Consider the following 20,810-nt stretch of genomic DNA (forward strand, 5'->3'; position numbering starts at 1 on the left):
CTTTATTATTTCCGCGGAGCAGCTTTTTCTATGCGCAGGCCCACACTCAGCATTTCCGGCAATGGGTTTTGACGCATGTTCTGCTCAAAAGTAAAACGATATAATCCTGGTTTGGGGAAGATAGCATTTTGCTGAATGGGGATGCGGTGTTCGTAGATATCATCCACACCACTGCCCAGCCATTTACCATACGTATCAGCCAGGGGAAGTTCTATCCTGCGTACAGTGGATGTACTGTCTCCCGGCAACTGTGTACTCACCAGCAACCAGAGGTTGCTATAAGGATAAGCATCCGTATGCCTTGCATTGATGTACATGTTGTAATAAAATGCGGTATCCTCTGGCGCAAGGTCCAGTTCAAAGGACTGTTTATTATCTACTGTCCATTGAGAGCGGGGAATATCCCGGTTCTTTTCAAAGGTTTCCATCCTGGGTGGTTTGCAGGCAGCGGCCAGCAAACATAACAGGAGGCAATTGAATCGCAGTTTCATCTTCAGGGAATCTTTTTATAGGAATTACAGCACGTTCAGTACCTGTTCCTTTGCTTTTTCCAGTTCATCCTTCATCATCACTACCCATTGCTGCATAGCGGAGTCGTTGGCTTTGGAACCAGTTGTATTGATCTCACGGCCTATTTCCTGCAGCACAAATCCCAGCTTTTTACCTTTAGCGGCATCTGCTTCTGCAAGGATGTCTTTAAAGTAGCGGCAGTGATTGGCGAGGCGCGTCAGCTCTTCTGTAATATCCAGTTTTTCTAAATAAAAGATCAGTTCCTGCTCCAGGCGGTTGCCATCTACATTATCCTTTCCTACATATTCCGCCAGTAAACTTTCCAGTCGGGTACGCACGCGGTCTTTCCTTAAAGGGTCCAGTTCACGTACTTTATCAGTATAGAGGATGATGTTATCTATGCGGAGGAGGAGGTCCTTTTCCAGCATATTGCCTTCATCTATGCGGTGTGCATCCATTTCAGCAACAGCTGCGCGGATGATACCTTCTACTTCCCGCCATTCTTCTTTGGCCAGTTGTTCAGAGGCAGGTGTTACTACTTCCGGGAGTTTCATCAGCACATTGAGCATATCTTCCTGGGGAAGGTTAAGATCAGTGGCCATAGCAGAAAGTGCCTGGTGATAGTACCTGGCCAGTTCTGTATTGATCACTACGGGGCGGGTGGCGCCGTTTTGTTTGATGTTGATAGTGGCATCAAGGGTACCACGTTGCAATTCCTGCTGCAAGAGGTTACGGATATCGAACTCGTAGGGTTTTAACAACGGAGACATCTTAAGGTTCACCTCAAATTGTTTCCCATTGAGCGATTTGATTTCCGCTACAATGGTAGTTTCTCCCCTGGTGATCTCCGCTCGGCCAAAGCCGGTCATGGATTTGAGCATATTATCTGTTTATTGTGACAAACCTAGTTAAATTAAGCCATATTTCTGATTGATGCCGGATCATTTGGCTTATTTGAAGAGTGCGCTGTGTAATGCCGGCCGGGATAGTTCGATAAGATCGCCGGGTTGCATACCATCTATGCTCAGCTGTTCAATCCGGTAACGGATAAGCCTCAACGTGGGAAACCCAACAGCAGCGGTCATCTTACGTACCTGCCTGTTCTTTCCTTCTCTTAATATCAAACGGATCCAGGGAGCCGGGATGAGTTTGCGGAAACGAATGGGAGGATTCCTGTCCGGAACAAAAGGGTCCTCCGTAAAGATGGAAGCATCACAACCCCGGGTGCGGTAAGCGTTACCATCTACGTTGATGGTAACGCCTTCCTTTAGCTGCTGAATGGCGGCATTGGTAACTGCGCCGTCCACTTGTACCCAATATTCCCTTTCGTGGGCAAATTGGGGATCTAAAATGCGGTGGTTGAGAGATTTATCATTGGTGAGGATCAGGAGGCCTTCGCTGTCATAGTCCAGCCGGCCAACCGGATAAACGTCTCTGGGGACCTTAAAAAAATCAGATAATACGGCTTTATCACCTTCTTTCCCGAAGCGGGTCAATACCTCATAAGGCTTGTACACGATAAAATAGTGAAGGCTCACAATACTTGTATTGGTTAAGGGCCTGTAAATTAGTAATTTTGGCCCATCCTTGGAGGTTTTATGGGAATGACATGTTAAGCGATCAAACAAAATGCCGGTTCTGCAACAAATATCTAAGCGATATATTTTCCTCTGCCACACCAGAGCACATGGAAGAGATCGCCAATGCCAAACAATGCGCAACTTATAAGAAAGGTCAGGAGATCTTCCAGGAAGGAGCACACCCTTATGGCATTTATTGTATCAACACCGGGAAGGTTAAACTATCCCATTCAGGAGATGAAGGGAGAGAGCAGATCATACGCCTGGCAAAACCAGGTGATCTCATCGGCTATAAAGCACTCATTAGCAATGAACCATACACGGCTACTGCCACCGTGCTGGAAGATAGTGCCGTATGTTTCATACCGCGCGATCTGTTCCTGCATCTCCTGCAAAAGGATAATGCGTTATCATTGAAGATGATGCAGATACTTACCAGCGAGTTGAGAAGAGCGGAAACAAAGATCACGCACCTTTCACAGAAACCGGTAAGGGAACGGCTGGCTGAAACTTTACTTACGCTCAAAGAAACATATGGCCTGGAGGAGGACGATCAAACCATTAACGTTACCCTTTCCCGGGAAGAGATCGCCAACCTCGTAGGTACTGCAACAGAGTCTGCAATCCGCCTCCTCTCTGAGTTTAAGAAGGAGAAGGTGATTGATCTTACCGGTAAAAAGATCCGCATCTTACGCCTTCAGCAACTCATTAAAATGGCTAATCTTCAGGATTGATGTTAATTCGTTAAAATTTTTGCCCGGAAGAAGCCTTCTTTGAAAAGATTTATGTTAAAAAGGGAGGGTGAAGGGTGAAAAAGAGGAGAAATCTGAAAAACCGGCTGACCCTGCTTCCGGCAAAAATCCCTTCAAAACAGATGAGCGCAACAACACACATCTTTCGTTATGATAAAGTATGATCTTCTGAAACGCTTTGCTGCTGCGGGTTGTAGAGGCAATAAAAAAAGTCTGACCGTTGGAACAATCAGACTTTCTTGTTATGTGAATGGGTTAGTAAGTACAGGGAAATAAAATTCCCTACACAATATTAAAAAGAATTTCATCACAAAAGAAAAAAAAGGCAATAAATTTTATTCACACGCAAAAATAAATTGTGGATAACGCCCCCTAACTTTGCCATCACTTTAACGAAGTTTATATGAAGTTTGAGAAACCAATATCGGTAAAAGAAATAGCAACGCTCATAGGAGCGGAGTTAACAGGTAACGATCAGTTGATGGCTACCGGCATTAATGAGATCCATAAAGTGGAGGAAGGAGACATCTCCTTTGTTGACTTTGAGAAGTACTACAATGCCTGCCTTAACTCTGCCGCCACTATTATCATCATCAACAAGAAGGTACCTGTACCGGAAGGTAAGGCACTGCTGGTGATCAATGATCCGTTCAGTGCTTTCGTGAGCCTGGTAAAACGTTATCGTCCTTTTGTTCCGGCAAGCACTCCCATCAGTGATACGGCTGTAGTTGGAAAAGGAACCATCCTTCAACCTAACGTATTCATTGGCCATCATGTACGCATCGGTGAGAACTGTATCATTCACCCTAACGTTACCATCTACGATCATACCATCATCGGGGACAACGTGATCATTCATGCAGGTACTGTTATAGGAGCTGATGCCTTCTACTTCAAGAAACGGGCAGACCGGGAAGTGATGTACGACAAACTGGAAAGTTGCGGAAGGGTGATCATTGAAAGCGATGTGGAGATCGGCGCAAGCTGTACCATCGATAAAGGGGTAAGTGGTGATACTATCATAGGAAGAGGTACCAAGTTTGATAACATGATCCATGTAGGGCATGGTGTAGTGATCGGGAAGAATTGCCTGGTTGCCGCTCAGGTTGGTATCGGTGGAAAGGTACACATTGAAGATAACGTGATCCTATGGGGACAAGTAGGTGTTCAGAAAGACCTTACCATTGGAAAGGGAGCGGTTGTTCTTGGACAGAGTGGTGTAGGGAAAGATCTGGAAGCAGGTAAAACCTATTTTGGTTCGCCAACAGAAGATGCCCGTGAGAAGAAGAAAGAACTCGCCTGGGTAAAACGCATTCCAGAGATCTGGGCAAAGATCAACAGTTAATACTATGCTTAAGATGTACCGACTGCTCATCATGGGCTGCCTTCCATTATTATTCCTTGCCTGCTCAACAGTAAAACGGGTTGCTAAAGCACCCGATCTCTATACCACGGAAAATGAGTTAGCCGTTAAGATCAAAGACGGCTGGTTAAGCGCCAAAACAGTTTCGCTGGGTGGATACAATACTTCTTCCCGTTCAAACGGGGTAGCAGATCATTCTCCTGCCAAACAGATCAAACAGGTGAGCGATGCCTTTTACTTTACCCTGAAAGGCAAGGATGTACAGATACCTGTTCAGCTGCTCAGTACAAATGCCATTACATTTTCCAACCGTACATTACCGCAATATATGAACGGTTTACCGGGTGATGCACCACTATGGTATATTCATGTGGGTGCAACAGCGTTATCGCCTTTAAAGACCTGGGAACTAATTCTAAAACGTAATCTTTCCTTCCTTGAGCTGAACGAAAACAAACCAGTGGGTGTACTTCGTTCAGCTGCTGAGGAGATCAGGGTAACGGTACATAACCGTTTCGGTATCAGGAACAGTTACGAGAAAACCTGTTATGAATTTCAGCTGAAAGGAATTCCGGTTGCTGCAGTTATTGTGGGAGAAACTCCGAAGGCCTGGATCAATGCAAGAGCAGATGCTGATCTTCAGCAAACTTTAGCAGGGGCGATAGCAGCATTGTTGTTTAAGTAGAAGGTTGTTTAAGCTTATGCTGCTTTGCAGCATAAGCGGCCGGCTTTTAAGTTTGAGAAGAATGCTTAGCTGCCTGGAAGGTCTTGGCGGTTATGTTGCAAACCAGCATTCTTTTAGATTATTGCTTACCGGCCAGGAAAGCTTTAGAGATCTCGGTGATCGTTTGTTCCAGGGGTTTATAACAGAAGGAAGGTAAGGCTCCTTTTATCTTATCGCTGTTGTAAAATACTTTCAGCTGTGCCGTACGGGCAGTTTCTTTTGTTAATAAAGGCCGTTTACCCGTGAACAGGCCTTTTACTTTTTCCAGTCTCCATACTAATTCTGCCATCCAGGGTTTGGTGGCAATATGTGGCGGCTTTTTGCCGAGGGCATTCGCCATCGTATTAAATAACTGCCGGTAAGGCCAGTTCTCTGCAGATAAGATAAAACGCTGGCCGGTGATCTTACTGTCCATCAACTGGATCATTATATCTACCACATCCTGTACATCCACAAAACCGTTGATGCCTTCTGTATAATAAGGAAACTCTTTCCAGGCATTCTTCAGTAACATACCGGAGCCATCATGCCAGAAACCGCTGCCTAAAATAATGGAAGGGTTTACGATCACCGCATCCAGTCCTTCCGCGATACCTCTCCATACTTCTATTTCGCTGCTATGTTTGCTGATAGCATAATTGGAATTGTTCTTACTTTCTTCCCAGGGGATATCTTCCGTGATCTCGGGTAACTTCAGTGATCTGCCGATGGCAGCAACGGAACTTACATGTACCAGTTTTTTTACGCCGGCATCGAGGGCAAGGTTCACAACATTAGCGGTGCCTTCTATGTTCACCTTTAACATATGATCCCGCTTATCCGGTTGGAAAGATACGATGGCAGCACAGTGATAAACCTGTTCAATACCCTGCATGGCATCTTCGAGTGCGCCGGTATCCAGTACATCACCTTTCACCCATTCTACCTTGTCTTTAATATCATTGATCTGTTCAGGGATCTGCTGGCGGTATAATGCACGTACCGGTTTGCCGGCCTTAACAAGGGCCCGCAATAAGTAACTGCCTAAAAAACCAGTACCGCCGGTTACCAGGATCATGATCGCGTGTGTGTTAATGAAGGCACAAATGTAATTTAATAGTTGTAAAAACCTTTTCCGGTTTTACGACCCAATTCTCCTTTGGCCACTTTATCTGCCTGCAACTGGCCAGGTTTAAAACGGGGAGCGTGGTTAAACGCTTCGTATAAAGAAGTGGTAACGGCAAAGTTGATATCATTTCCAATAAGGTCCATCAAAGCAAAAGGCCCCATCCTGAAACCTGCTGCTTCCAGCAACTTATCGATCGTTTTCAGGTCTGCTGTTCCGTCTGATGCTACCTGCATCGCTTCCAGGTAATAATGTCTTGCTACGCGGTTTACAATAAAACCCGGCGCATCTTTTACACGTACCGGTGTTTTGCCCAGTTGTTTTGTGAGCGCATACAATACGTCTGCAACAGCAGGATCGGTTGCTTTGCCACTCACTATTTCTACCAGCTGCATGAGATGCGCAGGATTGAAAAAGTGCATGCCGGCTACACGCTCCGGATGAATGATCTCTTTCGCAATATCAGAAACAGATAAAGAAGAAGTGTTGGTGGCAAAAATTGTATCCGGCCGGTTGACAGTTGCCAGTTGATTGAACAGGGCTACTTTAGCCGGGATGTTTTCTACAATGGCTTCTATGATCACATCGGCAATACATAACTGTGCATCATGCACCGTTTGGATACGGGAAAGGATAACAGCAGGTTGTGCAGCATCCAGTTTTCCTTTTTCTACGGCTGTGTGTAAGTTCCGGCTGATCTGTGCGATGGCTTTAGGAAGGGCTTCTTCCCTTGTATCAAACAGGATGGTTTTAAAACCTCCGGCAGCTGCAACCTGGGCAATACCTGCTCCCATGGTCCCTGCTCCGCAAATTGCTATGGTGTTCAGCATTAGTTGGGGGATTAAAAAAAAGTGACAGGCGTTTAACCTGTCACTTCAGTTATATGACTCCCTGGAATTGTTTCAGGAAGCGAAGATCGTTTTCAGAGAATAACCGGAGGTCTTTGATCTGGTACTTCAGCATGGTTAATCTTTCAATACCCATTCCGAATGCAAAGCCGGTGTATTTGGTAGAATCGATACCGCAATTTTCCAGTACCTGCGGATGGACCATGCCACAACCTAATATTTCTACCCAGCCGGTGTGTTTACACACATTACAGCCTTCGCCGCCACAGATCAGGCAGGAAATGTCCATTTCTGCACTGGGCTCGGTGAAAGGGAAATAGGAAGGGCGGAAACGTACTTTAAAGTTCTCCCCGAACATCTCCTGTACAAAGTAATACAAGGTTTGTTTGAGGTCTGCAAAGGATACGTTCTCTGCTATATAGAGTCCTTCTATCTGGTGGAAGAAACAATGCGCACGGGCGCTGATGGTTTCATTACGATACACCCTGCCCGGGCAGATGATCCTGATCGGCAGCTTACCCAATTCCATGGTCCTTACCTGGGCGGAGGAAGTATGGGTACGCAACAGCCAGTCCGGATTGTTCTGTACGTAAAAAGTATCCTGCATATCCCTGGCCGGGTGGTTCTCTGCCAGGTTCAATGCGGTGAAATTATGCCAGTCGTCTTCAATTTCCGGGCCTTCCGCAATGGTGAAACCGAGTCTTTCGAAGATGCGGATAGCTTTGTTCCTTACCAGGCTGATAGGATGGCGGGTACCCAGCCTGTGGGGTTCGCCGGGAAGGGTAAGGTCCAGATCGCCAGCGGCGCCGTTCTCTGCTTCCTTCAAAGCTTGAAATTCCTCGTATTTAGCCTCTGCCAACTGTTTGAAGGCGTTCAGCACCTGGCCGAATTCCTTCTTTTTTTCGTTGGCTACGGACTTCATTTCCCCAAAAATGGCTTTTACGATACCTTTTGTACCCAGGAATTTAATACGGAATTGTTCCAGTTCCTCTGCCGTTTTGGCCTTGAAAGCGGCAATCTCCTGCTTATATGCTTCTATTTGCTGCACTATCTGCTCCATGGCCACAAATATAACGTGGCTGTGGATAAAAATGAGTACTTTTTGGGAGTTTTTGTAGCCATGTCTATCGTCGTCTATATTATTACCGTAGTTATTCTGTCGCTGGTGATTGTTGGGGTATACCGGCAAATGCTGCGCTATAAGCGCCAATTTAAAACAGAAGCCACTCTCAATTATTTTACCACCTCCCTTTTTGGCAAGAACACCGTAGACGATATCCTTTGGGATATTGCCAAGAACTGCATCTCCCGGCTGAACCTGGAAGATTGTGTGATCTACCTGGTGGACGAAGACCGCAATGTACTGATCCAGAAAGCGGCTTACGGACCCAAGAACCCGGATCGTTTTGAGATCCGCGATCCGATAGAAATTCCACTGGGAAGAGGGATTGTGGGGCATGTGGCTTTGTCCGGCAGATCTGAAATGGTGCCGGATACCACTCTCGACACACGATATATCGTGGATGATGAAAGACGGCTTTCAGAACTGGCAGTGCCCATTTACTATGAAAAGAAAGTGATCGGGGTGATCGATACGGAGAATTCTCACAAATACTTCTATACAGCAGAGCACCTGGGCATGATGGAAAAGATCGCGGCCATCTGTTCCTCCAAAATAGGCCGGTCCTTAATAGAAGAAAAAGCCCGCCGGCAGGAACTGGAAGTACAGCTGCTGCATAAACAACTGGCAGAATTCAGACTGGTGACCCTCAAAAGCCAGATGAACCCGCATTTCCTCTTCAACTGCCTGAACGGCATTTATAATTGCATCCTTTCAGAAGAAATAGATAAAGCATCTGATTACCTGAGCAACTTCGCGAAACTGCTCCGCATGGTATTGATGCATTCAGAAAAGAACTTTATTTCCCTGCGGGAGGAAGTAGACCTGCTGCAACATTATCTCAGGATAGAAGCCCTGCGCACCAGTAAACCTTTCGAGTTCAATATCCTGATAGATGAAGGGATCAATCCGGATGAGTACTTCGTGCCGGGTATGCTGATCCAGCCTTTCCTCGAAAACGCGATCTGGCATGGATTGATGAACAAAGAAGGGCAGCGGAAGTTACAAATTCACTGGCGGAGGCTGAAAGAGGAAGTGCTGATGTGTGAGATCCTGGATAACGGGATAGGGCGGGAACAATCATCCCGCCGGCAGGGAAATGGTTTGCGGGGAGAATCACATGCTTCCAAAGGAATGAGCCTTTGCATGGAGCGGGTGGAACTGTATAAAGCATTGTTTAATACTACATTCAATATCCATGTCTTTGATCTGTATGATGAGGAAGGAAAGGCCGAAGGGACAAAGGTGAATATTGCTTTTGAGATTGCGCCGGGGATGGGAGAAAAATCATTTATGGAAATTTAGGAAGGCTGCGTCTTAGTACAAAACCGTTCCTTATGCTAAAAAACACCACCCTCCTGGTTGCCGCATGTTTAGTTGCCGGCAGCCCATTGCTGGCTCAGGAAAAGAAGCTTCCGCCTCCGCCTCCTGTTCATCAGAAAGAAGTGACTGCTAAGCCGCCTGTTGTTGTTAAAGATGATGTCTCTCCTGCCGCCAGGCAAGTTAAGTTTACGCCACCAGTTGTGAAGAAGGATGTTGCTTCTTCTGCGGGGCCAAAGTCGAAAATGGTGAAGTTTACACCGCCTAAGGTTGTGAAAGTTGAAGAGCAGAAAGTGGATGAAGTGAAATTACCGCCACCGCCGCCACCAGCTCCTCCGGTACCCAAGAAAAAATCTTAAGTTCTTAAAGCCTCGTGTTGTTGCATGGGGCTTTTTTTATGCTACGAGCGGGAGTGGGTTTCTTTTTGTAAATAGGATTCTCTTATTCAAGGGTTTATTCGAATACTACTGTCTTATTCCTATAAACAAATACCCGATCGTTCAGCACCAGCCTTAATGCTTTAGCCAACACAGACACCTCGATGTCCTTACCCGCCTTCACCATATCCGCTGCTGTAAAAGAATGATTAACCGGGATCACCTGTTGTGCAATGATGGGCCCTTCATCCAGTTGATCTGTTACAAAATGAGAAGTAGCGCCAATGAGTTTTACCCCTCTTTGAAATGCTTGTTTGTAAGGTTGCGCACCTGCAAAAGCAGGCAGGAAAGAATGATGGATATTGATGATGCGGGCAGGGAATTTCGCTACAAAAGCAGGTGTAAGTATCCGCATGAACTTGGCCAGTACAATGTAATCCGGATCAAGGGCTTCTACATGCTGCAGGATCTTTGATTCAAACTGCTCTTCTTCATGGGAGATGTACACAAAGGGGATACCGAACCTGTTGCAGACATCTTCCAGGGTGGTGTGGTTGCCGATAACAGTGAGAACTTCTGCTCCGAGGGTTTTAAAATAATTGCGGATGAGGATATCCCCCAGGCAATGATATTCCTTCGTGACCAGCAGGATTATTTTTTTTTCCTGTTTCGGGTTGATGGTGATGAGTGCATTTTCAGGGAGTACCTGCCGGATAGCGGTTTCCAGTTGTATGGGGTCCGTTTCATTTTCTGCTTCGATACGCATGAAGAAACGGTTCTCCACTTTGTCTACGTGTTCACGGAGAGAAACAATATTAAGACCAGCTTTAGCCAGTATGCCGGAGATAACAGCCACCAGACCTATCTGGTCTTTGGATTGGATGAGGATGATCATAGTGGGGTGAAAGTATAAAATTTCCCCCGCTATTTCTCTTCAGACAATTTTTTTAATTCGTTTAATGCGGCTGGAAAGGGTTCATCAAAATGATTTCCAAAATCCTCCGGAAGATCCAGCTCTACTGTTAAGGCTGTTTGGCCATTCACTGTTTTGAGGGTATAGTTCTCTTCTGAGCCAGACCATTTTTTCACTTCCGGACTGTCCAGATCCTCTACCCCATCTTTAATGTACCCCAGGTGTTTGATGGACATGTATTCATTTGGAATATTATCATTGATCACCGATACCATTCCCTGGTTTTTATCGTCTATGAACTTCGCTTTGCTGCCTTTTTTCCAGTCTGTTTCAACGTTGGAGCCAGGGGCGAAAGGGGCTGTCCATACAGGGTAACTTTCTTTGCCCCAGAGTTGCTCCCATACTATTTCACGTGGAGCATCGATTGTAACGGAGAAGGTTTTCTTTATCATGATCTTGAGGGTTTAATTTATATAACAAAGATGGGGCCTTTTTGCGTGAGGGAGCGGGGTGAAACGTGACAAATAAGGGGTTATTTCGGGACAGAAATAACCCCATGTATAAGGCTGTTTAAGGAAGTTTCCCGACTTCAATTTCTTCTACCCATTTCACATGCCGCGGCCCTGTGGGTTTATCATTACTACAGATCATCACAAATTGCCCATCTTCTTTAATCGGCGCACCATTCACTTCAAAGACGAGGAATACATTGTCTCCGGTGGGATTATTGTAGATCTCATTCCATGAATACATCGTTGTATAACCATCGCTGGCCTTCACGGAGATGTAGTATTTCCCTCTCTCTTTATGCATGGGCATTTTGATCTTTGCACTATCCAGGATATGCTTCAGGCTTACGCCTTTATAGGTACGGAAGGTTTTCTTTATGTCTCCTGTGGAGCCGGTAATATTGAGGTCTTTGCGGGTCTCGGGCTTTAGATGACTAATGTTGGAAAGGTTTATCACGAAAGAATGTTCAACCAATCCTTTAACTGCTACTTTGTTGGTCGTAGTATCAGTTACGGCCATGGTGGTTAAGAGGGCGAGTATTGTAAGCATAAAAAGTATTTAAAGATTGAAAAGTAATTTTGTAAAGAAGTTCCTTCCTTGTTCCGGATATCCTTCTACCAGCATGTATTCTTTATCGAAGATGTTGTTCACACCGGCACTGAATTTAAGGTATTTATTAATGATAAAGCTGCCACCGCCATTCAGTAAAAAGAAGCCTGGCGCTTTAGTACCATAACTGGTGCTGTAGCGGAATGAATTATAAGATCCATCTACATTCAGCTCCAGGCGTTTGATAGCATATCCAATAATACCGGTGAGTTTATGTTCCGGTACATCCGTAAAGTGCAGGGCTTTATTATCCAGGTTTTTGCGGGTGATATAGGAATAGTTAACCCCGGCATTTAATCCCGTTGTTATCTGGTAATTGAAGGAAGCTTCCCCGCCATAAAATTCTGCACGTCCTTTATTCTGCATCTGAGACTGCCAGCGGGAAGCAGCCGTATCGAACTTCACATTATTTACCATTTGAATCACGTCGTTGATGCGGCTATAAAATACAGCTGCCTGGATCCGTAAACGTGCAATAGAAACATCGTTGTACTTTAACTCATAGTGAGTGGCCTGCTCAGCTTTGAGGTCTGGATTTGGAATAGCGGTTCCCAAACGATAGGAATACCTGTCCTTGATCGTTGCAAACCGGGTCATTCGTCCAAAAGAGGCTTCAAGGAAACGGGAGCTTGTTGGCTGGTATGATAAGGAAGCCTGTACATTCACCGCATTGTTTTTATTAGCAGGAAACTGGCTGATTACTTTAGTTGTGCTGTTATACTCTTCTGCACCATCACTTTCCCTTGCATTAAAACTAACGCCGGCAGTTGCACGCCATTTTTCTGAAAACTGGTGTTCATCTGTGAGGCCGGCGGAGTAAGTATTGTCCGACGTTTTCCTGACAGGTTCTCCTGCATTATTTTCCCGATGGATGTCTTTCTTATAATGTAATGCTGCTTTTATACTGTTGGCTGAACTTAGCGCCCGGCCATATTCTGCATTGGCACCGACGCTATAATCATCATAAAAACTGGTGAATGCATACGGCTTGGTTTGTGTTGTATATTTCGCATCATCATAACTCTCCAGGCGGTTGCGGAACTGATCATAGAAAGCCCGCACTTTGAGATAGCTGCTGCTATCCAGTTTTGTATTCGATAAGAAGTAAAGGCTTTGCTTGTCCCAGTAAGGCCATTTCCAGAAACGGGGGCTTTTGAATTGGGAATTGAGGGTATCTTTTCCTGCGTAAACAGGCGTTCCTTTTTCGCCATGCTGATTCACATATCCAATGGCATATTCGCTGTTGGCATTGGGTGTATAGGCTAGTTTGACATTCACTTTGGCATCTGAATTATAGGAATTCTCCCGCTTGCTGTCGTTTGGCAACTTGAAATAATCCCGCTGAAACTTAGACACTCCGGCCTGTACATAAAACTTCTTCCATCTGCTGCCAATATTTAATGCACCATCATAACCTCCGGAAAGCCATCCGAGATTTCCCTGTACTTCCAGTTTGCGCGTGGGCTGTTTGGAAACGAGGTTAATAGCGCCGCCCATTGTATTGGGTCCATAAAGAACAGAGGCATTGCCTTTGCTGACAGTGATCTTGGAAAGATCATAAGTAGTGAAGCGGGCGAGATCTACATATCCATCGTAAGGAACGTAAACAGGAATGCCATCAATGAAAACTGGCACCTGCCGCAGATCAAAGCCGCGCAGGTAAACCACCGATTCATTCCTCGGGCCTATATTTCCCAATGTAATACCAGGTAATAAGTTGAGTGCGCTGGCAACGTTGAGGCGTTGCAGTTGGGTCATCGTTTTCTGGCCGATAACAGAAGAAGAATCCTGTCGTTGGGAAGTGATCACAACTTCTCCTAAATTGACCTGTGCATAGCTAAAGGAGGAAATAAGGGAAAAGATAAACAGAAGCGGGGCGCGTGTTTTCATTATGCTTTTTTTTGAATAACGGCATAAATATAGACGTTTGTAAAATAAATAATATCGAAATTTTTGGAGTTTGGAGGTGCTTTTTGGCGAATTGTATTATTTAAATCATATTTTTTGAGCTGGAAAGGTCAAAAATGAAGTTGTTCGCTGTAAGAATCGAGGAATTTCTGGAAAGCGGTATTAAACGATTTGAACGCTTCAATTGCCCTTAATCCTGCTTCAGTCAATTGCGTTTGCCCACCACCTTTACCACCAACATTCATCAACACAAGCGGATCTTCTGTTTGTTCGTTCATTTGTTTAACGAACTCCCAGGCCTGCCGGTAGGACATTTTCATGGCCTGCGCAGCCTGGCGGATGGAACCCAGTTCATGTATCTTTTCAAGCAGCTCTACTCTTCCGTAACCGAGGAAAGCGCCTTCTTTTCCATCGATCCAGATCCTTCCGTTTGCTTTGAAGTTTTTGGTTTTTACCATGGTATAAAAGTATAGATTTTTGGGTGAATCCGCCATGGTAGCTTCATCCTTGCTTAATCCATGCTTCATATTGCAGCTGGGAGTGGGTTTAAGCTAGTTTAAAGCAAGGATGAAGCAAGGAAAGCAAAAGAATAAGAGATAAAGAAATGAGAATCAGTTTAGTATCAACAAAAAACGTCAAAAGCGTCAAAACGCGTCATTCGTTTTTGGAGGCCACAGAAATGAATCTACTTTTGATTTATTGATCGCCGCAATAGGGGCAGTGCTTAAGTGAAACGGGAGGAGCACCCCGGGAAACTTTCTCCTGGCGCGGGGATTACAGGTAAAAACTTAATTATTCAAATTTTAAAAAGCTATAAAATGGCCTTAATAAACGAAAACTTGCTCGTCCGCGGTGCAAGTGGTAATGTAGGTAAACAATTCGTTTACCGCAGACGCGGAAATAACACGCATATCGTAAAGATGCCGTCCATCAAAAAAGGCGCGGTAGCAACAACGGAACAGTTAGAAGCCCGCGACAGATTCGCAGATGCGGTATTGTATGCACAGGGCGCCATTTCTTCGGCAGAACTAAAGAAGGAATACCAGAAAACGGCACCTCCCGGAAAAACTGCCTATAACATGGCGTTCAGGGATTATCTGAAAGCACCGGTCGTAAAGAAGATCGATGCTTCCAAATACAATCGCACACCCGGTTCAACGATCGTTGTTCATGCAAAAGATGATTTCAGGGTAGCTTCTGTGAAGGTGAGTATTTTCAATAACCAGGGAAATTTGCTGGAAGAAGGCGAGGCATTGATCAACCCTGTTAAACGAGGGCAATGGGTGTACACGGTTACGCAGGCGGATACTGAACTGACTGCGGCTGTGATCAGAGCCAAAGCAACCGATCTTCCGGGGAATGAAGGAAGCCTGGATATCTCAGTGTGATAGACGTTTGATTTGCTTTTTGACATGAAAGGTCATCCTCTGGTGTAAAAGCCAGGGGGTGGCTTTTTAATAATCTATAAAGGAAAAAACCGGAAACCCATACGAGATGTTTTTTTTGGTATATTTATTCATATTACCCCACATGTAAAGTCCCGCGATACTATGAATCTAATCAGGTCCGTTTGCGGATTACTATCTTTTTTGATGTTGATGCATTGCACTGTAAATCGGCAAAGCACGGAAAATATCGGCCTTAGTTATGGCGATTACGTGCAAGACATGCAAAGGAAGGCGCGGATGGCAACGGCAAAAAAGTATATTTATAGCGACTTACTTAAAAATCACGACATCCTTCCCACAGCATCTGCCATTGAATTGATTTACCTGCTTAATCCCCAATTGGCGCAGATGCCAACAATTCCGGAAAACTATAAGCTCATCCTGCCTCAAAGGCCGTCTGTTACGGATTCGCTGAAAAATTCCATGCTCCGGGCTTTTGAGTACGATTCAGAGTACGATCCGGAACGTCAGCGGGCATTGGACTCTTCCGGCAGGAGTTGTATAATATTATTTTCCGGCCTTCATCATATTAGTAATTGGGCGCCGGGGGATACACTGGCTTTGGCAATGAATCAGTTGTATGCTGCATTGCGGGAATTAGACCTCACTGGGATTAACAGGGTGCAATGTACCCAACTCATTAACCTGCTGAGCGGCTGTAGTAATATAATGTCACGCAGCATTAATAACGCCAGATTAACGGATGCTGACCGATTCGGTCTCATGGATATTTGTTATGATCTTTCGTTTTTATTACCCTCCAATGCCTTGCGTGACTTTTTTAGAAAATTCAAATATCCTGGGCGGCAGTATACGTTATCGAATGAAGTGGTTATTGTACCGCAGGATGCCGGTAATTTAGAGCACTATGCGCTGCGCGGCCCCATGGTCAATAATTTCGATGCAATTCCGTTTCATCACCCTGTATTTTCCAATGGTAATAAGCTGCGATCTTTCCGGGTAAGCGTGCAATTACGCAAAGGGAATAAAATAATTTCCGACGGCCCCGAAGTTACAGGCCGTTATAAAGTGAGTTTTTTCGCACCAGCCCTTGAAGCGTATACAGCTTCGCACCTTCAGTGTGACGCGCTGGCAACTTACAGCAGCATTAATTTATCTGCCGTTACCTACGGAACAAAAGTGCTGGATGTGCGTACGAACAAAGAATGCATCATCATTGGTTCCGTGTTTGTTGATGCAAGTGTGATTGTGCATAAGCCGGGTACAGCTATTTATGAAATACAAATATTTGTGAACGAATAATAGCATTGATCAAACATTTTTATGGCTATACTTCAATTAGATCCCATCCTATATGTACTGCGGGCGCGGGTACTTGTAGTCACGCTACTGTTCACCATCTTCGGGCAGGCACTCACCAAATTGCTGAAAATAGATGAAATGGCTGCTTATTACGAATCACTCGCTCCACTGCTGGCGCTCGTGATCAGCCTGCTCATTTCATTATTTATCAAAGGACGAAAAACAAAAACACTGGCGCGGAACATAAAAATTGCCGCAGGCGTAATGTTTGTATGCCTGCTGGTGGCGGTTGGCTTTTACACACAACTGTTCATCAAAAGCACGTTCAAATTTAAAGGCTTCGACAGCAATACGGTATCGTATTACGTGAAAGGCAGTAAAGATGCATATTCTGCCTCTGCATTGGAGTTTAAGAAAAAACACCCGGTAATTACGTCGGACGATGATTTAATCCGTGAAGGATTTGGCGGCCCCGAGCATAAATCAAAAGCGTGGACCGAAGATTCCATTCAGCAAAACCTGCTGAACCTGATCTTAGGGTACTGTATGGTGGTGATGCTTTTTGCCGGAATCATTTCTCTGTTGTGCGAAAGCCTGTATGTGGCAAAACGTTCACCGCAGAAAAAGAAGAAAGAGGTTGTTACGCCGGTTTAAGGAATTAAAAAAGGTTTCAGGGATACTGAAACCTTTTTGTTTGGGTGGTCCCACTCGGGCTTGAACCAAGGACCCTCTGATTATGAGTCAGATGCTCTAACCAACTGAGCTATAGGACCAGTCCTTTCGGACAAAAATATATATAAACTTTAATTGGGCCCTTTTCAGGGACGGCAAAACTAAATATTTTTTAGTCAATCCCCCAAGAATTATTTCTTTTTTCTTTCAGCCCTTACCTTTGCCACACCATGCAAGGAATCCAACACATCATTTTCGACCTTGGAGGTGTACTCCTCAATATTGACTATCAGCTGACCAGTAAAGCATTCACTGCTTTAGGCATCACCGATTTCGATCAACATTTCTCCCAACTCCATGCCAATTCCCTGTTTGAAGACCTGGAAACAGGCAAAGTGAACGAAGAAGAATTCCTGGAGAAGATAAAGGAGCATTTACCAGCCGGCACAAAGAGCGAAGACATCATCACCGCCTGGAACGCCATGCTGCTGGATTATCCCGTAGCCCGCCTGCAATTGCTCCAGCAATTAAGGCAGCATTACAATTTATTCCTCCTGAGCAACACCAATGCCATCCACCTGGCTGCATTTAATGCCATCCTGGAAAAAAGCCGGGGCATTTCATCTCTCGCCACCTTTTTCGACAGAACGTATTATTCTCACCTGGTAGGGCTTCGCAAGCCGGGGAAGGAAATTTTCCAGCTGATCCTGGATGAAAATGATCTCAGGCCAGAACATACTTTGTTCATTGACGATACACTCCCTAATGTGGAAGCGGCGAAAGAACTGGGTATACAGGCCATTCACCTGCAGGCGCCCAAAACCATTCTGGATATCTTCAGGAGGTGATTATTTGATCTCTTCAAAATCGATGTAATCCCCTTTATCCCTTGGTTTGGAGGACACAGTTTCTGAAGGACGGGGAGGCGGAGGTGGCGGAGCTTGTTGCTGCTGCTGTTCGAATTGCTCACGCATATGCTGTTGCATATCCTTCACCTGACGGCGGACATGCTTGGTGGAATTATAAACCGGGATGATGAAATCAAAAACCAGTTTATAAAGTATCCAGCCTACGAATATATAGATAAGGTACTTTACTAACATAGTCACACAAAGATAACAGTATCTCCTATTCCTTGCCCCATTTTAGGGATTCTTTAACGAAGCCCGATCATGGCAGCAACATCCATGGAAGCCTGTTTGTTATACTCCCAGGTAAGTTTGCGATAGTTCATGGCATCAATAATGGTACCTACAAAGCAAAATCCACCGGTGAAAAGGTACAGCACCCCCATCAGGATCTGGTCCATCAGGAAACGGTGAATGCCGGCTACGGCAACAAAACCCAGCAGGCAGGTGATCAATATCGTCTGGGGATCTTTGCGTCTTCCCTGGTAAATAACGAGGAATTTCTGACGTGTTTCCTCGTCGTATTTTTTGGTCAGTTCCTCCAGCCAGATAATTTCTTCATGGTCTATGCCGGGTAACATGGCAAAATGGAAGTTGTTCATATAGCGTTTATTTTACAGGCTTAAGTGGTATATGATAAAGTTTTATCAGTTGAATGATCCGCAAGACTAAGGCAAACAACACAAGGCCTCCCAGTTTGTGACTTTCCCAGCTTTCCTGCCACTCTCCATGAAAAATATGACTGATGGAAGCACCCAGTCCACAACCCGGGCAACCGCTCAGGCCCACTAATTTAGCCAGGCAAAAATTGGGTAAATGCTCTCCGGGATGGATGATGGCCAGATAGATCAGGCCTGCCACCCACACCACCAGTTCCATGTTTATTTTGGGAAAATAACGCAACATCTCCTTACAAGATAGCGTAATCCTGTGGCATTTACAATTTCTATTAAGATTAAACAACATGTGTGTGGTTGCGGCTTTCCTGCGGCCCACACTGTATTATATTTAGAAGAAATACTTTTTGTAATGAAATAAAATGCTAATTTTGTAGTGGAAAAATGATTCAATTGAAGGGGACGAAAAAGTCCCCTTCTTCTTTTTTGTATGGCAAACGAACAAGTGATAGTACCCATCCGGGAAATGCTGGAGTCGCTACTGGCGGACAAACCAGAGTATTTTTTGGTGGATATTAAGATTAAACCTACCAACAATATAAAGGTCTTTGTAGATGCAGACAATGGTGCTTCCATTGATAAGCTGGTATCGCTGAACCGGCAATTATATCCTCTTTTGGAAGCCGCCGGCCTATTCCCGGCTGATGATTTTTCCCTGGAAGTTTCTTCTCCCGGTTTGGACGAACCATTAAAGTCCCCGCGCCAGTTCCAAAAGAACATTGGCCGCAAAGTGGAAGTAATGCTGCTGGACGGCACTGTGCTGGAAGGCAAACTGCTGAGTTTTAATGATACAGAACTCTTGCTGGAAGAAACGGTTGGTAAGAAGAAGGAAATCAAACAAACAAATATCAATTTATCCGAAATAAAGCACACAAAGGTGTGCATCGTGTTTTAAAAAATAATAAGAACATGGCTAGTATTAACCTGATTGAGTCATTCACCGAGTTTAAGGAGGCGGAAAATATAGACCGCCCCACCCTAATGAAGGTGTTAGAGGATGTGTTTAAGACGCTGTTGCGTAAGAAATATGGCTCAGATGAGAACTTTGACGTGATTGTAAATACCGAAAAGGGTGACCTCGAGATCCTTCGCCGCCGTACCATTGTAGAAGATGGGATGGTAGAAGATGACAATATGCATATCGAGTACTCCCAGGCTATTAAAGTAGAGCCGGATTACCAGGTAGGAGAAGATCTGTACGAAGAGGTAGAGATCATGGATTTCGGCCGTCGTGCTATCCTGGCTGCCAAACAAACGCTCACTGCGCGGATTGGTGACCTGAAAAAGAATATCCTTGTTAAAAAATACGCTGACCGGGTAGGTGAGATCGTGACAGGCGAGGTATACCAGGTATGGAAAAAGGAAGTTTTATTATTGGATGATGAAGGGAATGAACTAATATTGCCTAAATCCGAGCAGATTCCAACAGATTATTTCAAAAAAGGCGAAAATGTGCGGGCGGTAGTGAAAAAAGTGGAAATGAAGAACAACTCTCCACTGATCATCCTCTCCAGAACACATCCTTCCTTCCTGGCGAAACTTCTCGAAATTGAAGTACCAGAAATTTTCGACGGTCTCATTGTGATCAAAAAGATCGTAAGAGAACCAGGCGAAAGAGCCAAAGTGGCTGTGGAGTCTTATGACGACCGTATTGACCCCGTTGGTGCATGCGTAGGTATGAAAGGTAGCCGTATCCACGGTATCGTTCGTGAACTGCGTAATGAGAACATCGACATTATCAACTATACCGCGAACATACAATTGCTAATCCAACGTGCGCTTACGCCTGCAAGGATCAGTCGTATGGACGTAGACAATGAAAGCAAGTATGCATCCGTTTATCTTAAACCAGACCAGGTATCACTGGCCATCGGTAAGAAAGGCGTGAATATAAAATTGGCCTGTGAATTGACAGGATTTGAGATAGATGTTTTCCGCGACGAAGAACAAGAGGTAACTGAGTTCGACATCGACTTGGGTGAATTCGCGGATGAGATCGAAGCTTGGGTGATTGATGAATTGAAACGCATAGGTTGCGACACTGCCCGCAGTGTACTGGATCTGACTCCGGAAGAACTTGTACGCCGTTCCGACCTCGAAGAGGAAACCGTACATGAAGTGAGGAGAATTTTGCAGGAAGAATTTGAAAAAGAATAAGCCGGCCGCTACCCCTTCCCAGGTGGTAGGCTTTTTTGATTGCAGA

General features: G+C 45.0%; 25 protein-coding genes and 1 tRNA gene. 11 read left to right on the forward strand and 15 right to left on the reverse strand.

Features of this window, described 5'->3' with window-relative positions; all coding sequences use genetic code 11:
- Positions 1–5: 5 nt before the first annotated feature.
- From GFS24_RS15905 to GFS24_RS15915, 3 genes are all read right to left on the reverse strand, one after another.
- The gene (locus tag GFS24_RS15905) at positions 6–491 is read right to left on the reverse strand and encodes a gliding motility lipoprotein GldH (protein ID WP_153660879.1); all 486 of its coding nucleotides are present in this window, start codon (positions 489–491) and stop codon (positions 6–8) included.
- 24 nt (positions 492–515) lie between these two features.
- Complete coding sequence (locus GFS24_RS15910) at positions 516–1,391, reverse strand: YicC/YloC family endoribonuclease (RefSeq protein WP_153660881.1); 876 nt, start codon at positions 1,389–1,391, stop codon at positions 516–518.
- Between the two features lie 69 nt (positions 1,392–1,460).
- Positions 1,461–2,048, reverse strand: a complete 588-nt coding sequence (locus GFS24_RS15915) for a pseudouridine synthase (RefSeq protein WP_371730890.1) — start codon at positions 2,046–2,048, stop codon at positions 1,461–1,463.
- A gap of 71 nt (positions 2,049–2,119) precedes the next feature.
- On the opposite strand from GFS24_RS15915, the gene GFS24_RS15920 reads away from it, so the two are divergent.
- The 3 genes from GFS24_RS15920 to GFS24_RS15930 all read left to right on the forward strand — a co-directional run bounded on the left by GFS24_RS15920 (position 2,120) and on the right by GFS24_RS15930 (position 4,890).
- Positions 2,120–2,824, forward strand: a complete 705-nt coding sequence (locus GFS24_RS15920; RefSeq protein ID WP_153660885.1) for a Crp/Fnr family transcriptional regulator — start codon at positions 2,120–2,122, stop codon at positions 2,822–2,824.
- 421 nt (positions 2,825–3,245) lie between these two features.
- The gene (locus tag GFS24_RS15925; protein WP_153660887.1) at positions 3,246–4,187 is read left to right on the forward strand and encodes a UDP-3-O-(3-hydroxymyristoyl)glucosamine N-acyltransferase; all 942 of its coding nucleotides are present in this window, start codon (positions 3,246–3,248) and stop codon (positions 4,185–4,187) included.
- A 4-nt stretch (positions 4,188–4,191) separates the two neighbouring features.
- Positions 4,192–4,890 carry a hypothetical protein gene (locus tag GFS24_RS15930; RefSeq protein WP_153660889.1) on the forward strand — a complete coding sequence of 233 codons (699 nt, stop codon included), beginning with the start codon at positions 4,192–4,194 and terminating at the stop codon, positions 4,888–4,890.
- 118 nt (positions 4,891–5,008) lie between these two features.
- On the opposite strand, the gene GFS24_RS15935 is transcribed toward GFS24_RS15930, so the two are convergent.
- Genes GFS24_RS15935 through pheS form a run of 3 tightly spaced genes read right to left on the reverse strand, consistent with a single transcriptional unit; the run spans position 5,009 to position 7,948 of the window.
- Complete coding sequence (locus GFS24_RS15935) at positions 5,009–5,986, reverse strand: NAD-dependent epimerase/dehydratase family protein (RefSeq protein WP_153660903.1); 978 nt, start codon at positions 5,984–5,986, stop codon at positions 5,009–5,011.
- Between the two features lie 35 nt (positions 5,987–6,021).
- The gene (locus tag GFS24_RS15940; RefSeq protein WP_153660906.1) at positions 6,022–6,864 is read right to left on the reverse strand and encodes a 3-hydroxyacyl-CoA dehydrogenase NAD-binding domain-containing protein; all 843 of its coding nucleotides are present in this window, start codon (positions 6,862–6,864) and stop codon (positions 6,022–6,024) included.
- Between the two features lie 49 nt (positions 6,865–6,913).
- Positions 6,914–7,948, reverse strand: a complete 1,035-nt coding sequence (pheS, locus tag GFS24_RS15945) for a phenylalanine--tRNA ligase subunit alpha (protein WP_371730893.1) — start codon at positions 7,946–7,948, stop codon at positions 6,914–6,916.
- Here pheS and GFS24_RS15950 point away from each other — a divergent pair.
- Entirely contained in the window at positions 7,922–9,307 is a 1,386-nt protein-coding gene (locus GFS24_RS15950; protein ID WP_153660910.1) for a histidine kinase, read from the forward strand. The two genes, pheS and GFS24_RS15950, sit on opposite strands and share 27 nt — an antisense overlap.
- Positions 9,308–9,339: 32 nt before the next feature.
- On the forward strand, positions 9,340–9,681 hold the full coding sequence (locus tag GFS24_RS15955; protein WP_153660912.1) for a hypothetical protein: 342 nt from the start codon (positions 9,340–9,342) through the stop codon (positions 9,679–9,681).
- Positions 9,682–9,775: 94 nt separating this feature from the next.
- On the opposite strand, the gene purU is transcribed toward GFS24_RS15955, so the two are convergent.
- The 5 genes from purU to GFS24_RS15980 all read right to left on the reverse strand — a co-directional run bounded on the left by purU (position 9,776) and on the right by GFS24_RS15980 (position 14,166).
- Complete coding sequence (gene purU / locus GFS24_RS15960; RefSeq protein WP_153660914.1) at positions 9,776–10,594, reverse strand: formyltetrahydrofolate deformylase; 819 nt, start codon at positions 10,592–10,594, stop codon at positions 9,776–9,778.
- A 29-nt stretch (positions 10,595–10,623) separates the two neighbouring features.
- Entirely contained in the window at positions 10,624–11,064 is a 441-nt protein-coding gene (locus GFS24_RS15965) for an SRPBCC domain-containing protein (RefSeq protein WP_153660916.1), read from the reverse strand.
- Positions 11,065–11,182: 118 nt separating this feature from the next.
- Positions 11,183–11,671 carry a molybdopterin-dependent oxidoreductase gene (locus GFS24_RS15970; protein WP_153660918.1) on the reverse strand — a complete coding sequence of 163 codons (489 nt, stop codon included), beginning with the start codon at positions 11,669–11,671 and terminating at the stop codon, positions 11,183–11,185.
- A 9-nt stretch (positions 11,672–11,680) separates the two neighbouring features.
- Positions 11,681–13,621, reverse strand: coding sequence for a TonB-dependent siderophore receptor (locus tag GFS24_RS15975; protein WP_153660920.1), 1,941 nt, complete (start codon positions 13,619–13,621; stop codon positions 11,681–11,683).
- A 128-nt stretch (positions 13,622–13,749) separates the two neighbouring features.
- On the reverse strand, positions 13,750–14,166 hold the full coding sequence (locus tag GFS24_RS15980; protein ID WP_216647435.1) for a winged helix-turn-helix domain-containing protein: 417 nt from the start codon (positions 14,164–14,166) through the stop codon (positions 13,750–13,752).
- Between the two features lie 291 nt (positions 14,167–14,457).
- On the opposite strand from GFS24_RS15980, the gene GFS24_RS15985 reads away from it, so the two are divergent.
- From GFS24_RS15985 to GFS24_RS15995, 3 genes are all read left to right on the forward strand, one after another.
- Complete coding sequence (locus tag GFS24_RS15985; protein ID WP_153660922.1) at positions 14,458–15,027, forward strand: hypothetical protein; 570 nt, start codon at positions 14,458–14,460, stop codon at positions 15,025–15,027.
- 162 nt (positions 15,028–15,189) lie between these two features.
- Positions 15,190–16,350: a hypothetical protein gene (locus tag GFS24_RS15990; RefSeq protein ID WP_153660924.1), complete on the forward strand. Its 1,161-nt coding sequence runs from the start codon at positions 15,190–15,192 to the stop codon at positions 16,348–16,350.
- 21 nt (positions 16,351–16,371) lie between these two features.
- The gene (locus GFS24_RS15995; RefSeq protein ID WP_153660926.1) at positions 16,372–17,004 is read left to right on the forward strand and encodes a hypothetical protein; all 633 of its coding nucleotides are present in this window, start codon (positions 16,372–16,374) and stop codon (positions 17,002–17,004) included.
- Positions 17,005–17,049: 45 nt separating this feature from the next.
- Here the strand turns inward: GFS24_RS15995 and GFS24_RS16000 are convergent.
- Positions 17,050–17,123, reverse strand: a tRNA-Ile gene (locus tag GFS24_RS16000).
- A gap of 129 nt (positions 17,124–17,252) precedes the next feature.
- Here GFS24_RS16000 and GFS24_RS16005 point away from each other — a divergent pair.
- Complete coding sequence (locus GFS24_RS16005) at positions 17,253–17,870, forward strand: HAD family phosphatase (RefSeq protein ID WP_153660928.1); 618 nt, start codon at positions 17,253–17,255, stop codon at positions 17,868–17,870.
- Here the strand turns inward: GFS24_RS16005 and GFS24_RS16010 are convergent, their stop codons facing one another.
- Genes GFS24_RS16010 through GFS24_RS16020 form a run of 3 tightly spaced genes read right to left on the reverse strand, consistent with a single transcriptional unit; the run spans position 17,871 to position 18,836 of the window.
- Positions 17,871–18,125 carry a hypothetical protein gene (locus GFS24_RS16010; RefSeq protein ID WP_153660930.1) on the reverse strand — a complete coding sequence of 85 codons (255 nt, stop codon included), beginning with the start codon at positions 18,123–18,125 and terminating at the stop codon, positions 17,871–17,873.
- Positions 18,126–18,178: 53 nt separating this feature from the next.
- On the reverse strand, positions 18,179–18,532 hold the full coding sequence (locus GFS24_RS16015; RefSeq protein ID WP_153660932.1) for a TM2 domain-containing protein: 354 nt from the start codon (positions 18,530–18,532) through the stop codon (positions 18,179–18,181).
- A gap of 7 nt (positions 18,533–18,539) precedes the next feature.
- Positions 18,540–18,836 carry a DUF2752 domain-containing protein gene (locus GFS24_RS16020; RefSeq protein WP_173003096.1) on the reverse strand — a complete coding sequence of 99 codons (297 nt, stop codon included), beginning with the start codon at positions 18,834–18,836 and terminating at the stop codon, positions 18,540–18,542.
- A gap of 201 nt (positions 18,837–19,037) precedes the next feature.
- Here GFS24_RS16020 and rimP point away from each other — a divergent pair, with 201 nt between their 5' ends.
- The gene (gene rimP, locus GFS24_RS16025; RefSeq protein ID WP_153660936.1) at positions 19,038–19,502 is read left to right on the forward strand and encodes a ribosome maturation factor RimP; all 465 of its coding nucleotides are present in this window, start codon (positions 19,038–19,040) and stop codon (positions 19,500–19,502) included.
- A 14-nt stretch (positions 19,503–19,516) separates the two neighbouring features.
- Positions 19,517–20,764 (forward strand): transcription termination factor NusA, encoded by a 1,248-nt coding sequence (gene nusA / locus GFS24_RS16030; protein WP_153660939.1) that lies wholly within the window; start codon positions 19,517–19,519, stop codon positions 20,762–20,764.
- The last annotated feature ends 46 nt before the right edge of the window (positions 20,765–20,810 follow it).

The sequence above is a fragment of the Chitinophaga sp. SYP-B3965 genome (assembly GCF_009647655.1).
GTDB lineage: Bacteria > Bacteroidota > Bacteroidia > Chitinophagales > Chitinophagaceae > Chitinophaga.